We start from the raw sequence: 15,035 nt of genomic DNA, 5'->3' as shown, positions 1-15,035 counted from the left end.
TTTATTCTGGAATTAATGTCCAACCTGGATTTAGTTTTGCTTTATAGATAAACAGATAGTGCAATATATGTTTTATCCAGTGTCCCGCAAGCCCTATTTCACCAAATGTATAATCTGTATCACGCCCTGTTCCCGGATATTTTTCAAAGTCAGGAACAACAGGGTAAACTGTCATCGCAGCAGCAGTACCGTCAAAGACACCTTTACCGGCACTTGCAACACAGGCAGCACCCATTTCAGCCATAGAAGCTTCATGTAAATGAGCATTTTCACCTTTTGTCATCAAATCACAAACTGAATGTGCAACCGCTTTACCGATGATACCAGAAGGCATACCAGTTCTAGGCGGTGTAGGATTAATCGGTGTTCCGTTTGGAGATTTCATCGGTTTAGAAATAATATGCGGCGGAGCAAAAGCAATACCTGCAGCAAACATATTTTTATATGTAGGATTTTGGTATGTTCTTGGCCAGTCACTTGCTTTCCACTCTTCGTATGGTTTTGGCGTATAGTCCGCATCCACTTTCATGAAACCGTTTGGAGCAAATACCGTATCAGTAATATCTTCACCGGCTTTGTTATAGGCTTTTAAACCAACACCCGCAAAAGGAGGAATAAGCATTGCAAAATCAAACTCTTCTTCACCGGTTGAACCGTCAAGCAGTTCATACTCAACTTTTCCTGCTTCTACTTTGCTTGTATGCGCACCGATGAGCCAGTCAACATCTCTTTCGGCAAAAAGAGATTCTGCAAACAGTTTGGAAGAAACAACATATCCCCCAACTTTCATATGCAGTCCGCCCATCCCGAAGTCACCAAGAAAAGATTCGTTAGAGATCCATTTCATATCGGCCATGTCACGAACACCGGCTTTTCTAAGTTCATGCTCAATATTGAAAATATACTCAAATGCAGCCCCCTGACATGTACACATGCCGTGTCCAGTTCCTATCAGGAATTTTTGACGGGTTCCGCCTTTCATTTTTTCAATGGCTTCATTTAATTTTTCTGCAGCATGTACCGCATGGTCAGCCGTACAGACAGAAACAGTATGCTCGCCCAGTTGACTGCCTTCGCCTAAACCTGGAGTAGCTCCGAAATTCAGCTTTGGTCCTGTCGCATTGACAATATAATCATACTCTATATTTTCAGTCTGTCCTGCTTTATCCGCACTTGTATACTCAATAGTAACAAAAGGTTTATCACTTGACTGCGAACCTTCCGGGTTTAAAGAGACTGCTTTTGCCTGACGATAATCAATACCCGCTTTTGCGTAAACAGGTGCTAAATCAAATGTCACATCCTCTTTTTTCATTTGGCCGACACCCACCCAGATGTTTGACGGAATCCAGTTCCACTTGGCATTTGGAGTGACAACAACAACTTCATGATCTGAGCCTAACCATTTTGCAGCGAATGTAGCTGTTGTATGCCCAGCAACACCACCACCTAATACAACTAATCTTGCCATATAATTTTCCTCTATAATTTAAGTTCTTGGTAACTTTATCAAAATAATATCACAATGTTATCACATGATTTTCTTTCTTTTTTGCATAAATTTTAAAAGCAAAAGAGACAACAGCCTGCAAATGCCTAAAACAGGGCATTTGTAAAAACAGTAACTCTGTAAATTAAGTTTATTTTAATATTTTGTCAATAATTTCAAAACTGTTTTTTGAAAGCCCCTGTGTAGAAATTACACGCGAGAGTTCTTTTTTTATCAAATCTTGATTATGTTTGTTCATTTTATCACAGACTTTAAAAGCACCGCAGAGCCCTGAAGCTATTTGCGGATTGATTTTATCTATTTCTATGATTTTGTCAGCCAGAAATTTATACCCACTTCCGTCTTTAGCATGAAAATGTTTATGGTTTCGCGCGAAAGAACCGACTAAAGAGCGGACAAGATTAGGTACTTTTTCATCATACACTTTGTCTCTTTGAAGTTTCTCAACACGTTCAAGCACATCATAACGGCTCGAAGATGCCAAAATTGCAAAATATTTGTTCATGACGAGTGTTTCATCTTTATATCTGTTATAAAAATCCTGCAGTGCAACTTCAGCATACGATACATGTAAGTTTTCCAAAACATCCAAAGCAACAATACGGTCAGTCATAGTGAGTGATTCTTCATACTGTTTTTGTGCCAACTCTGCGACCTCATCATTTTTCAGTATGGAAAGAATTTTCAATGCTCTGTTTTTTATGGCTCGTTTTGCAATATATTTTGCCTCTAAGCTTGCTGATGCAGGCAGATGATTTTGCTTATAAATATCTAACAACTTCTCTTTGTATTTTTGTGCTATATGCAACAACAGTTTATCCTGTGCATCATATATCGCGTCAAAATCTATCTCTTTTTGTAGTTGCATAACTGCTGAAACAGACGGCAGTTCCAAAAGCAGTGCTTTGTAAGACAAATCAACATCCAAATCAAGCAAATGTCCATATGCATCTACAAAATCATCATTGATGGCACTGGACTCTATAATTTCACTGATTGTCCGGAGTGCAAAATTCTGTGTTGCCTCATACTGCGTAAAACTGTTTGTGTCATACTTCATTAAAAAAGCAAATTGAGCCTCACCATACTCAACAATTATTGGTACGGAAAAATCCCGATTTATGGAAAGTACAGGTTTTTCTTTTAAATTCTCAAATACAAAAGTTTCACTTTCTTTCGATATTATCAAAGTTTTTGCCAAAATCTCACTGCCATCTCTATCTAAAAGCCCCATCTTTAAAGGGTAATAACAGGGCTTTTGTTTTTTTCCGTCAACATCATCCGGAATTTTTTGTGTTAATAATATGCTATATGTCCCATTTTCAAAAGACTCCTTTACATGTAAACGCGGTGTACCGCTTTGTTTGTACCATCTTTTAAAAAGTTCCAAGTCAAAATCACCGCATTCATGCATCGCCCATAAAAAGTCATCAGTTGTAACCGCCTGTCCGTCAAAGGTTTCAAAATACAAATCCATCGCCTGTCTGTAGTTTTTCTCACCCAAAAGTGTATAAACCATGCGTATCACTTCTGCACCCTTTTCATAGACCGTAGCCGTGTAAAAATTGTTCATAGATATATAAGACTCCGGCTGAATAGGATGGCGTGTCGGTGAAGCATCTTCGACAAACTGTCTTTCTCTGAGTGCTTTTACATCTTCAATGCGTTGTACCTGTGCTGAATTCATATCTGCCGAAAAGCACTGGTCGCGAAAAACTGTCAGTCCCTCTTTAAGTGTGAGTTGAAACCAGTCTCTACATGTAATGCGGTTGCCTGTCCAGTTGTGGAAATACTCATGCGCTATCACACTCTCTATTCCCATAAAATTGGCATCAGTGGCTGTATCGGTATCTGCCAGTACATAGGCGGAGTTAAAAATGTTGAGTCCCTTGTTTTCCATTGCACCCATGTTAAAACTGTCAACTGCTACAATATTGTAAATATCCAAATCATAGGCACGCCCGTATTTCTCTTCATCCCATTTCATAGAGGCTTTAAGCGAGTGCATGGCATGATGACACTTCTGCTCGTTTCCCAAATCACAGTAAATATTTAACGCGACTTTATTGCCTTGTATTGTTGTAAATTCATCACTTATACTGCCAAGATTCCCTGCCACAAGCGCAAAAAGATACGAAGGTTTTGGATGCGGGTCATGCCAGGTTACCCCATGGCGTTCTTTGAAATCTTCATGACATTTAATTTTATTGCCGTTACTGAGTAAAACAGGATACTTCTTTTTGTCTGCAAGAATCGTCGTTGTAAACAGACTCATAATATCAGGACGGTCAAGGAAAGGTGTAATACTTCTAAACCCCTCAGGCTCATTTTGGGTACAAAAAATATCGCCTGATTTATACAGCCCTTCAAGTTCTGTATTGTCTTGCGGATATATTTTGTTTTTTATTTTTATCTCAAACGCATCAGGAACATTGAGAACAGTGAGTTTTTCCTCTTCGATAATATAGCGGCTCTCCTGCAACTTTAAATCATTTAAAGAAAGCTCTAAAAGTTCCAGATTCACAGCATCAAGTGTTAAATCATTCACACTTGCATCTGTTTTTTTTATCTGCATAGTGTTTGTAACAAATGTCTCTTCTTCAAATAATTCAAACAGCAAATCAACACTCTCAATTGCATAGGCGGGCTTTTTATAATCTTTTAAATATTTTGCTTTTACTTCTGTATTCATTATTACTCTTTTATTTTTAATACTGATATTTTACTTAAATTTTCCATGAAAATTCATTAATTTTAAAGTATAAGAAAGTTTTATACAATATAATTCCACATGTTCAATTCAAAATTAATAAATTTCAAAAACTTACTTATTTTTATCCTCATATATACACTCTTTTTCTTTCTTTACAGGTTATACTCTTACAGTACGGCTGAAAAAGCCTTGCATGCAAATATTAGACAAGAGCTGCTCCATGGTGCAAACAGTGTCCCTTTGATTCTGAAAAGTACCTATCATGATGATAATTTGCTTGCAAACAAGCCTACGTATGCACAAGATTTTGAAAATATTAAAAATCTTACTCAGTTTATCCGCAATACCCGTCTTGCCTATGTATACTCCTTCATCCGGGATAAAAACAATATCATCAGATTTTCAAGTTCAAGTGCCAAAGAAAAAGATTTGGAACAAAACAGCAGTGACATCTACTCTTTTGATACATATACAGACCCGCAACTGCAAGAGCTTTTTAACACGACAAACTTCAACCAACCTCTTTTTAATCATTCAAAAGACAAGTGGGGAGACTTTTACAGTGTCTACATACTTAAACAGACAAAAAACGGTAAAAAATATGTTGTCGGTGCCGATTACAATATTCAAGACATCATCACACTCAAACATATACTTTTAAGTAAAATTCTGTATCTGATTGTCCCTGTATTTTTTATCATTCTGTTTTATATGTTTTTCAACTTCATCGTTGTCAAACGCTTAAACAGTATTGTGAAACAAAAAACAGACGAAATTAAAAAGGCTTACAATGTTGATGCACTTACCCAGCTTGAAAATGCCAAAAAACTTGTTTATGACTTAACTAAAAACCACAATGGCACTCCCTTTTTTATTGCCATTTTGGATATTGAACATTTTGGTATGCTGAATGATATTTACGGTTATGCCTACGGAAATGAATATCTGAGATATGTTGCAAAACTGCTGCAAAAAAACATCCCTGTAGACCTGAAACTGTATAAACTCCATGCAGACTTGTTTTGCATAGTCAACACACAGACAATGGCGGTAAAAACATTTATGCAAAAAACAGAAGATATACTCTCTGCTCTGCATCAACAAAAATTTACCTGTGAGGGATACAAAACTACACTCAGCATGAAAGCCGGTATAGGAGAAGTTGTAGAGAGTTCCAATCCGTTTATTCATGCCGAAATAGCCTTGAAATTTGCAAAACAGCACAATATGCTCTTAGCCCTGTATCATGAAAATATGAATCACAACAAAAAAAACAAACGTATTTTGGATGATATAGATTATGCCCTGCAATATAACAAAGTCTACAGCTACCTGCAACCCATATATGATGTCAAGCAGCACAAAATCATCAAATATGAAACACTTATGCGTATCGAGAGGCAAAACGGAGAGATTGTTGCGCCCTGGTATTTTCTGGATGTAGCCAAAAAGACACCTCTTTATCATAAACTCTCTCTGCAAATGTTTACACAGGTTATTCAAATAGCCAAAAAGAACCCTTCTTTAAGCTTTTCTTTTAATATTTCCGCTTTGGATATTCAAAATTCAGAATTCTGCGAAGCCATTTTCACACAGGCAGTCCAAGAAGATATTGCCGGACAGTTAACCTTGGAGATTTTAGAAAGTGAGGAGTTTGACAATTTTGATGCACTCTGTGAATTTATACAAAAAGCAAAAGATGCCCGAATCACAATTGCCATGGATGATTTTGGAAGCGGATATTCCAATCTTTCAAATGTTATCAAACTGAATCTCAATTATCTTAAAATTGACGGTTCCATAGTCAAATATATTGCATCAGACATACATTATGAAAAACTCTTTAAAAATATTATCAATTTGGCAAAAGAGCTTGACCTTATAACCATTGCCGAGTATATAGAAGACGAGACAATACAAAACAAGGCTATAGAACTTGGGATTGATATGCTCCAGGGCTATCATATAGGAAAGCCTCTGCCAAATATTCTAGACTAGTCCCTCTTGGTTGTCTTACGCTTTTTTGGATTTCGTTTCGTCTGTATGCCTGTGGTATTTTTACTGTAGTGACGAACTCGTTTACTTTCAGGTTTTTTATGTTCCGCCTTGAGTTTGACTTCGTCCACATCTTTTCTTCGTATCGTAGGATCCGGTTCAAAACCCTCGACCACTTCCTGGGGAATTTTTTGTCCTATGAGCTTTTCGATGTCTTTTATGTCATATTTTTCATAAATATCAATGAGAGAGATTGCCTCACCTTCGCGTCCGGCACGCCCTGTACGCCCTACTCTATGAACATAATCCTCCGGGATTGAAGGCAATTCGTAGTTAATGACATAGGGCAACTCTTCTATGTCCAAACCGCGTGAAGCAATATCGGTTGCCACCAATACTCTTGTTTTGCCCTCTTTAAACTGTTTGAGTGTTTTTAAGCGGTTTGCTTTTGTTCTGTCTCCGTGAAGAATCCCGCATTTTAGTCCGTCTTTTTGCAGTTCTTCAAAAAGTCTGTCGGCACTTGCTTTTGTTCTTGTAAAAACCAAAACCTGAGGAAAGTTTCTAGACCCTATCAAATACGCCAACAGTTCAGCTTTTCTCTCAGTATCCACAAGATAAGCCACCTGATTGATTGTATCTACGGTTGTGTTCTTTTTCGCCGTTTCGATAAACGCCGGTTTGGTCAAAATAAGTTTGGAGAGCCTGCGTACCTTGTCACTGAATGTTGCCGAAAAAAGAAGTGTCTGGTGTCTCTTTGGCATAAGCGGATGAATTTTTCGGATATCTTTGGTAAAACCCATATCCAACATTCTGTCTGCTTCATCAAGCACAAAAATCTCCACATCTTTGAGACTCAAACCGTTTTCTATATGTTCAAGCAAGCGTCCGGGTGTTGCAATAACAATCTCCGTTCCCTTTTTCAAGGCTTCACGCTGCTTTTGCAAATCTTTGCCGCCAACCAGAATTGTTGTCCGAATCTCCATATATTTTGATAAATCCGAAATATCATCATGTATCTGTATACTCAACTCTCGTGTAGGAGAAAGTATAACAGCACGGACTCCTTTGCCCTGCACAGGTTTTCTCAGTTTTTGCAGTATCGGCAAAACAAAAGCAGCTGTCTTGCCTGTTCCTGTCTGTGCTGTGGCAAAAACATCTTTTTTTGCCAGTACCAAGGGGATAGCCCTTGTTTGCACCAGAGTAGGCTCTGTATAGCCCAAATCCTTTATAGCATCCAGTAACGGCTTAAAAACTCCCAGCTTTTCAAATGACATTTTCTTCCCTCAATTAATATATCTAATTTTACCATATTTTCTCCCCTTTCTATCACATTTTGTTTATAAATCAGATAATAAAATTTAATAGCTGTTTCAGCAATACTTGTGATAAATTTGTGATATAATTACTGAAAAATTAAAAGTTAACGAATGATTCAAGCCTATAAACATTATTTACATATACTACTTAACACTGAACAGGTCAGTGAAGATGAACTCAAAGAAGCGTCTATTATTATAGTGCCGATGATTATAGGGCCCGTAAGTCTTGTCTGGGCTCTTATTTATATCGCTTTTGAACAGTATATTCCGGCACTTATTCCTCTTTTTTACTCTTGTGTCTCATTTGTAAACCTTTGGTGTTACAAGCGAAATAAAAATTTGTTAATCGTTCAGAGAGTCCAAATGTTACTGGTTCTTATTTTACCGTTTCTGCTCATGTGGACCCTAGGAGGCTTCGCGCAGGGAAGCTATGTCATGATTTGGGCATTTTTTGCCCCTATAGCCTCGCTTATTCATGAAAAGGAGCAAAAGTCTCAGTACTGGCTCTACTCATTTGTAGCTCTGGTTGTGTTGTCAGTCGTCATAGACCCTATTCTTATCACACATTACAATCACACCATACCACCCCTTGCACAGGAAGTTTTTTTCTTTTTGAATGTTACTGCCGCTTTGTGCGGTATATATCTTTTACTCAAATATTTTATTCGTAAAACAGATATCAACACAAAAGAAAAACTCAAAGAAAAACACAATGAACTCATGGAATATACCCAGGATGAGTTAACCAAAATGTTTTACACAGATTCTCTGACAGGTTTGCCAAACAGAAGGGCATTGATAGAAGCAAAAAAGGAGATAAACAATTTCTCGCTTCTTTTGATAAATATAGATACTTTCAGTCAGATAAATGATCTTTATGGTGAAAAATTCGGAGACAAGGTTCTTATAAAATTTTCTGAATTTTTGCAGGAAAATCTTAAAAAAAATCCGGAATGTAAACTCTTCAGACTCAGTGGTGACGAGTTTGTTTTACTCTCCAAAGAGAAAAACCGCGACACTCTCAAAAACAATCTCACAAAACTTATAGACGAAATACACAAACATCCTCTTACCATTGAAGACCATGACATCTATTTAAACATAACAGTCGGTATCTCTTTTGAAGAGACAGAACTTCTCCTGCCTACAGCAAATATGGCACTCAAACTTGCAAAAAAAGAGTCAAAAAACATCGTTTTTTACAATGATGAAGCCTCACTCAACGAAGAATATGAAAATAATCTAAAATGGATTCAGGAGATAAAAGATGCCATTTTGGAGAACAGAATCATTATGTTTTTTCAACCTATTATGGACAACAAAACGCGTACAGTCACCAAATACGAATCACTGATACGGCTTGTAGACAAGAAAGGAAACATTGTAACACCATGGCACTTTCTGGAAATTGCAAAAAAAGCCAAACTTTATAAAAAACTGACAAAAATTGTCATCAGAAAGAGTTTTGAAGCGTTTAAAGACAATACCTATGATTTTTCCATTAATTTAACCATCGAAGACATTCTGGATCACAATATGAATGAATATATTTTTCAAATGCTGCAAAACTATGGCATAGGAGAGAGAGTTATTTTTGAAATTGTCGAGAGTGAAAGTATAAAAAACTTTGACACCGTTGAACGCTTTATCAAGAAAGTGAAATCCTACGGATGCCGTATTGCCATAGATGATTTTGGCACAGGGTACTCAAACTTTGAATACCTGATGAAACTGCAGGCAGATTTTATCAAAATAGACGGCAGCATTATCAAGTCTATTCTGAACAACAAAAGTTCGGAAGTTTTGACCTCCGTCATCATTTCCTTTGCCAAAGAGATGAATATAAAAACAATAGCAGAATATGTTGAAACAAAAGAGATACATGAAAAACTCATAGAAATGGGTGTAAACAAATCGCAGGGTTATTATATAGACAAACCGAGTGCAGACCTGCACTAAAACATTTTTCACTGCTGTTTATAAGTTCTCTCCTGCTATAATCCGGAACAAATTTATCGAAAACAAGTACAGAGATGATAAGAAAAACTTTAAAAAAAACCTCCAAACATAAAAAACTCAAAGATCTGATAAAAAAATATAAAATACCCCCAGAGTATCTTGCAACAAACCGTAAAATGATTTCACGCGGTGTACTTATAGGTCTCTTTATAGCATTTATCCCTATGCCCATGCAGATGGCGGCTGTTTTGCTTTTTGTTCCCTTTGTAAGATTCAACGTGCCTGTAGCCCTTGCAATGTGCTGGCTGAGCAATCCTTTGACAATGCCCCCAATGTACTATATGGAATACCTGACCGGTTCTTTTTTGCTCGGCATACAACCGGAACCTGTACAAATGACACTGGAGTGGTTTTCAAACAATTTGGACAATATTTTTATACCTCTTTATTTTGGCACTGCAATATATTCTGTTTTTGGTTCACTTGCAGGATATTTTTTAGTAAACTTTCTTTGGAAACAATCTGTTGAAAGAGACAAAAAGAAACATTATTCAGACAGGTAAACTGCTTTGCTTTTGCAAGGCTTAAACCTTTTGACTCTTTTTATAACTCCACACTATAAAACCTAATCCTGCAATGAAAAAAGGAATGCTGAGCAGCTGCCCGGTTGTCAAATCAATGCCTAAAGAATAGTCAGCCTGTCGAACTTTGACAAACTCTATCAAAAATCTTGCACTGAAAACCAAAACAAGAAAAAGTCCAAACAAAAAGCCCTTTTGCAGTTTCTTGTAGTTTCTTTTATAGATAAACACCAACACAAAAAAGATAAAAAGATACGAAAAGGCCTCATAAAGTTGCACAGGATGTCTTGGAATCATATCGACTCTTTGAAATACTATCGCCCAAGGCAGCTCACTCGGTTTTCCGAGGATTTCAGAATTCATAAAATTGCCCATACGGACAAAAAAACCAAAAAGCGCCGTTGGAATCACAAGCCGGTCAATCAGCCATAAAAAGTCTGTTTTATACTTTTTACATCCGTAATACAGAGCCATCAAAACACCAAGACCTCCACCGTGAGAAGCCAGTCCGCCTTCCCATACCGCAAAAATCTTCATCGGATGTGCAAAATAATAGCCCGGATCATAAAACAGAACATGACCGAGTCTTGCTCCTATAACTATTCCGACAACCGCATACAAAAAAAGCGGTTCAATCGTGTTTTCATCTTTGTTTTCCAAACGATAGACCCATTTCATAAACTCCAAACCCGAAAGTATCGCGGCAGCAAACAAAAGTCCGTACCAGTGTACCTGCAAAGGACCGAATGAAAATAATATCGGGTCAGCGTTCCAGACAAAATGCTCCATCTTAGTTTTTCAATGCCTCGGCTATAAGTTCAATAGGATTTTTAAAGACCGTCTCAACCCCTGCATTGTGCATAGAGTTGTTTATCTGCATACGACAGGCACTGCATTCTGCACTGACAATCTCTGCTTTTGTTTCTCGAATCATGGCTGCTTTTGGCACACCTGCCGCTTTTGCAAAATGATACTTTTCTGTCTGCATGGTCACACCGCCAAATCCACAGCATAGATTCGGATCACTCATCTCCACTATTGTATAGTTTTGGCGAATCAGATTTCTCGGTTCTTCGTGAATCCCCTGCATCTTTTTCGCATGACAGGGGTCATGGTAGGTTACAATCGGACTTGCTTTTTTCTTGGATGCCAAAAGGTGTTCCAAATGGGTATGGTGTTGCAGCCACTCCGTCGCCATAAAAACCTTACTCATTACAGCTTTTGCACGGGCTTTCCATTCCGGTTGGTCATGAAAGTAGTGTTCATAGTCTATCTTGAGCATTGCACTACATGTAGCCTCGGGAACGATAATAGCCTCAACATCTTTGGCAAAACTCTCAAAGTATTCTATGTTAAACTTCGCATTTGCATCAACTGTATCAAAATCACCTGTAAAATAGGCAGGTGCAGAACAGCATTTTTGACTTTTTGCCAAAAATGCATCAATTTCAAGCACTTCTAAAATTTCTAAAAGAGAGTCCCCTATGTTTTTGTAATTGTAATTTGCCAGACAGCCTATAAAAACAGCTACTTTTCGCTTTCCGCCGTTGTTTATATTTTCAGGATGAGCATTTAAAAAAGATGTTTTTGTCAAACTCGGCATCAATCTGTCAGATTTTATAATCGGCAGATTGAAACGTGATGTCATAGAGTTAATATCATCTTTGATTTTAAATCCGCAGGTTTGAAAGGTATACCCAAGCTTAAAGGCAATGTCATTAAGCCATCTGTGACGCAAAAGCAAGAAGAAGGCTTTTTTGTACCAGGCTATACCAAATTTCTGGGCGATGTCACTGCGCACCTGTTCTATTATCATATCTGTCGGCAGTGATTTTGGACACACTTCAACACAGGCCGTACATAAAAAACAGCTCTCAAAAATATCTTTTGCCGTCTTGTCAAGCTCCAGATTGCCTCGTTTGTATGCGCCTAAAAGGTCTATAAACCCACGCGGAGAAGTTACCTCATCCGCATTGACATTATGAATGGTGCACACAGGAATACACTTCCCGCATTTGACACAATCATCAGCAATCTCTGTAAAATTAAAAATTTCTTCTGGTTTTTTACTCATATTTACACCGTTTTTGAAAATGTTTTATCACTGCCCGCATGACGCTTCATATAGGCATCAAAAGGCATGGCAATATTTCGAATAAGCAGGGTACCTGTTGGGGAACATTCTATATACTCATTATTCATTGTTATTAATTCTTCTTCCATAAAAGGTTTTAAATCCAAAAGTGCATCTTCAAAATACTTTTTAAATTCCAACCCAAACAGTGCTTCAAATCTTTTAATATCAAGCTTGAAATTACTCATGAGTTCCATAATGACATGCTGGCGAATCATATCATCTTCACTCAATGCCACCCCCCGTTCAAACGGCAGTTTGCCCGCATCAATTGCTGCTTCATACGAAGGCATATCTTTAAAATTCTGAGCATAGTAATCAACCCCTTCGCCGATGGAAGTCAGCCCTACTCCAATCAAATCTGCTCCGCCTTTGGTGGTATAGCCTTGAAAATTTCTATGCAACTCACCCTTGTCTATGGCTTTAAAAAGTTCATCTTCAGGTTTTGCAAAATGATCCATACCTATCATTTTATAGCCGTTGTTTGTTAAAAAATCAATCGTGTACTGCATAATCTGCAGTTTTTCTTCAGGACGCGGCAAAGTCGTTTCATCAATTTTTCGCATTGTTTTTTTCAGCCATGGCACATGCGCATAGTTAAATACCGCAAATCTGTCAGGATTTAAAGTCAGTGCCAAGGAAAGCGTCTCTTTAAAAGTCTCGAGCGTTTGAAAAGGCAGCCCGTAAATCAAGTCAACATTAACTGAGTGCATATTGTATTTGCGTGCCAAATCCATTGCATCTTTTGTAATATTGTAGGGCTGGACACGATGCACAGCAACTTGCACTTTTTCATTGAAGTCCTGAATACCAAAACTTACACGGTTAAATCCGTGTTCACTCATCACACGCATTTGCTCTTCATTGATATGGCGCGGGTCTATTTCACAGGAAATCTCTGCATCTGCGACAAAATTCGGGAAATAGGACTTGATTTCACTTATGATTTCATCTAGCTGTGCGGCAGAAAAAAAAGTAGGCGTGCCTCCACCAAAATGCATTTGAATCACATCTCGTTTACAGTCCAAATGCTCTGAGAGAATTTTCAGTTCACGCTTGAGATACTCCATATACCGAATCATTTTATCTTCTTTTGAGGTAAAAACAACATTACATCCACAAAAATAACAGGCATTTTTACAAAACGGTAAATGAAAATAAAGGCTCAAAGGACGAGAAGGGTCCTGTGTTTGCAGTTTTTTTATATATTCGTCATAACCAAAGGCATCATTAAATTCCAACGCTGTAGGGTAGGAGGTATATCTTGGTCCCGGCTTGGAGTATTTTGTAAATTTTGCGAAGTCTAATTCCATCTGTTGCTTCCCTCTGTCAATAATTCATTGGATTATCTCCAAAAAGTGTTGAAGAACTCATAAAAGCATATGAGTTTCGAATGAAATCTAATTTTCATTTTATATTTAAAGCCAACACCTATTGCGTGACACTCTTTTTGATATACGCTTTAGTATCTTGCACATAATCTGTATTGATAGAGTATTTTCGACTGTCTAACGCACCCATTATATTGATAAAAGTAAAATACAACACAATAAAAATCAATAATTTTGGCATATACTTTTGCCCATACTCTTTAAGATAAATCACAACAGGAAGAATAGCAAAGGGAAAAACGATGATAAGATGCCAGTAGCTAAAAATTATCGGCGATAAAACAGAACTGACAAATACCCCGACAAGTGCGCCAAACACATACAAAAGCAGCCATTCCTGTTTTGTTTCTATAGGCTGGTGCCTTGTAAATAATTTTCCTTTGACAAGTGTGTAAAAATATCTGTTTGCTTTGTAGGATATGTAAATTGTAAAAGCACCCACTGAAAAAACAAGTGCTTTATACCCGTACACAAAAATCATCTGCACAAAATTCGAAGCCCCCAGCCAGTCAAAATGTGCACTGGCAATGAGCTTGTTTGGAAAGAAAAAAGAGCCGTAGCGCAGCCAGTAAAGAAATGATTTCAGGACCGGATAGACATGTACTCCGCCCCACCCTATATACCGTCCTGTGTCATCAGCATGATGGATTATTGCATTGTTTTGCATCACAGTTTGCAAATATGGGACTAAAGAGATACCAATGACAAGCGTTCCAAAAAACACCCCGTACCAATTTACCTTTACCATGTTTTTGTAAAGCAGATAGAGCGAAATAAGCGCAAGTATAATCCACGAATAATGAAACTGCAAAGCCAATCCTATGGCTGTTACATGTAAAAGAGAATAAACAAAAGAACTTTTTTCACGCTGTTTGTAGGCAGTCCAAATATGCAGGGCAGAAAAGAAAAAAAGATAAGAAGGATTGTATAAAATGTTTTCAAACAAAAACCATGGATTGAGCCAGTAAAGTACCAAAAAAATCAGACGAACATCTGTTTTGTAAATATCTTTTAAAACACTGTCTAAGAGAAAATAGGAAGCAAGATGCAAAAATATCAAAAAAAACATCGGTGACATCGGCGAATCATAGAGCATTACAGGCAGAGCCACCACATATGAAATCATACTTCCGGGGACATTTCCGACCGCACTTGCTGCATTACCGTAATTTATCCAGACATGCTTATATGCGCCCATATACCCTTTATAAAGCATTTGTGTCTGATCACCGGTGAGGATTTGATGCTGTGCGTAAAACCACGCTAAAAACAAGCCCAAAATAAGCAAACTTATCTGAATAATTTTAAATCTTTGTTCTAAAAACAAATCAACTTCCTTTTTTAAATACTTGGAATCTAAGCTCTAAACTTGAAAAGCACAAAGCCATTTAATCGGAATCGGTACTTTAGTGCCGACTGAGAAATGGCATTGA

10 protein-coding genes are annotated in these 15,035 nt (G+C 37.6%); 3 read left to right on the top strand and 7 right to left on the bottom strand.

The window, feature by feature from the left end; all coding sequences use genetic code 11:
* Position 1: 1 nt before the first annotated feature.
* Positions 2-1,471 (bottom strand): NAD(P)/FAD-dependent oxidoreductase, encoded by a 1,470-nt coding sequence (locus FJR45_RS04180; protein ID WP_193151488.1) that lies wholly within the window; start codon positions 1,469-1,471, stop codon positions 2-4.
* Between the two features lie 169 nt (positions 1,472-1,640).
* Positions 1,641-4,202 (bottom strand): aminopeptidase N, encoded by a 2,562-nt coding sequence (gene pepN / locus FJR45_RS04175; RefSeq protein WP_193151487.1) that lies wholly within the window; start codon positions 4,200-4,202, stop codon positions 1,641-1,643.
* Positions 4,203-4,412: 210 nt separating this feature from the next.
* Here pepN and FJR45_RS04170 point away from each other — a divergent pair, with 210 nt between their 5' ends.
* Entirely contained in the window at positions 4,413-6,221 is a 1,809-nt protein-coding gene (locus FJR45_RS04170) for an EAL domain-containing protein (protein ID WP_193151486.1), read from the top strand.
* Here the strand turns inward: FJR45_RS04170 and FJR45_RS04165 are convergent.
* Positions 6,218-7,492, bottom strand: a complete 1,275-nt coding sequence (locus FJR45_RS04165) for a DEAD/DEAH box helicase (protein ID WP_193151485.1) — start codon at positions 7,490-7,492, stop codon at positions 6,218-6,220. The genes FJR45_RS04170 and FJR45_RS04165 overlap by 4 nt on opposite strands.
* Before the next feature lie 153 nt (positions 7,493-7,645).
* Between FJR45_RS04165 and FJR45_RS04160 the strand changes: the two genes are divergently transcribed.
* On the top strand, positions 7,646-9,496 hold the full coding sequence (locus FJR45_RS04160; RefSeq protein WP_193151484.1) for a GGDEF domain-containing phosphodiesterase: 1,851 nt from the start codon (positions 7,646-7,648) through the stop codon (positions 9,494-9,496).
* A gap of 74 nt (positions 9,497-9,570) precedes the next feature.
* Positions 9,571-10,059 (top strand): DUF2062 domain-containing protein, encoded by a 489-nt coding sequence (locus FJR45_RS04155; RefSeq protein ID WP_193151483.1) that lies wholly within the window; start codon positions 9,571-9,573, stop codon positions 10,057-10,059.
* Between the two features lie 21 nt (positions 10,060-10,080).
* Here the strand turns inward: FJR45_RS04155 and lgt are convergent, their stop codons facing one another.
* The 4 genes from lgt to FJR45_RS04135 form a co-directional block, all read right to left on the bottom strand.
* On the bottom strand, positions 10,081-10,866 hold the full coding sequence (gene lgt, locus FJR45_RS04150; protein ID WP_193151482.1) for a prolipoprotein diacylglyceryl transferase: 786 nt from the start codon (positions 10,864-10,866) through the stop codon (positions 10,081-10,083).
* Position 10,867: 1 nt separating this feature from the next.
* On the bottom strand, positions 10,868-12,151 hold the full coding sequence (locus tag FJR45_RS04145) for a (Fe-S)-binding protein (RefSeq protein ID WP_193151481.1): 1,284 nt from the start codon (positions 12,149-12,151) through the stop codon (positions 10,868-10,870).
* A 2-nt stretch (positions 12,152-12,153) separates the two neighbouring features.
* Complete coding sequence (gene hemN, locus FJR45_RS04140) at positions 12,154-13,524, bottom strand: oxygen-independent coproporphyrinogen III oxidase (protein ID WP_193151480.1); 1,371 nt, start codon at positions 13,522-13,524, stop codon at positions 12,154-12,156.
* Between the two features lie 118 nt (positions 13,525-13,642).
* Complete coding sequence (locus tag FJR45_RS04135; protein ID WP_193151479.1) at positions 13,643-14,929, bottom strand: 3-deoxy-D-manno-octulosonic acid transferase; 1,287 nt, start codon at positions 14,927-14,929, stop codon at positions 13,643-13,645.
* Between the last annotated feature and the right edge of the window lie 106 nt (positions 14,930-15,035).

Origin of the sequence: Sulfurimonas sediminis, from assembly GCF_014905115.1 — a bacterium.
GTDB classification, from domain to species: domain Bacteria; phylum Campylobacterota; class Campylobacteria; order Campylobacterales; family Sulfurimonadaceae; genus Sulfurimonas; species Sulfurimonas sediminis.
This window is presented reverse-complemented; position numbering and strand designations above follow the sequence as displayed.

What these genes read in the sequence shown, in the direction of transcription:
- FJR45_RS04180 (WP_193151488.1), bottom strand. Translation starts at nt 1,471, where the DNA reads ATGGCAAGATTAGTTGTATTAGGTGGTGGTGTTGCTGGGCATACAACA.
- pepN (WP_193151487.1), bottom strand. Translation starts at nt 4,202, where the DNA reads ATGAATACAGAAGTAAAAGCAAAATATTTAAAAGATTATAAAAAGCCC.
- FJR45_RS04165 (WP_193151485.1), bottom strand. Translation starts at nt 7,492, where the DNA reads ATGTCATTTGAAAAGCTGGGAGTTTTTAAGCCGTTACTGGATGCTATA.
- FJR45_RS04160 (WP_193151484.1), top strand. Translation starts at nt 7,646, where the DNA reads ATGATTCAAGCCTATAAACATTATTTACATATACTACTTAACACTGAA.
- FJR45_RS04155 (WP_193151483.1), top strand. Translation starts at nt 9,571, where the DNA reads ATGATAAGAAAAACTTTAAAAAAAACCTCCAAACATAAAAAACTCAAA.
- lgt (WP_193151482.1), bottom strand. Translation starts at nt 10,866, where the DNA reads ATGGAGCATTTTGTCTGGAACGCTGACCCGATATTATTTTCATTCGGT.
- FJR45_RS04145 (WP_193151481.1), bottom strand. Translation starts at nt 12,151, where the DNA reads ATGAGTAAAAAACCAGAAGAAATTTTTAATTTTACAGAGATTGCTGAT.
- hemN (WP_193151480.1), bottom strand. Translation starts at nt 13,524, where the DNA reads ATGGAATTAGACTTCGCAAAATTTACAAAATACTCCAAGCCGGGACCA.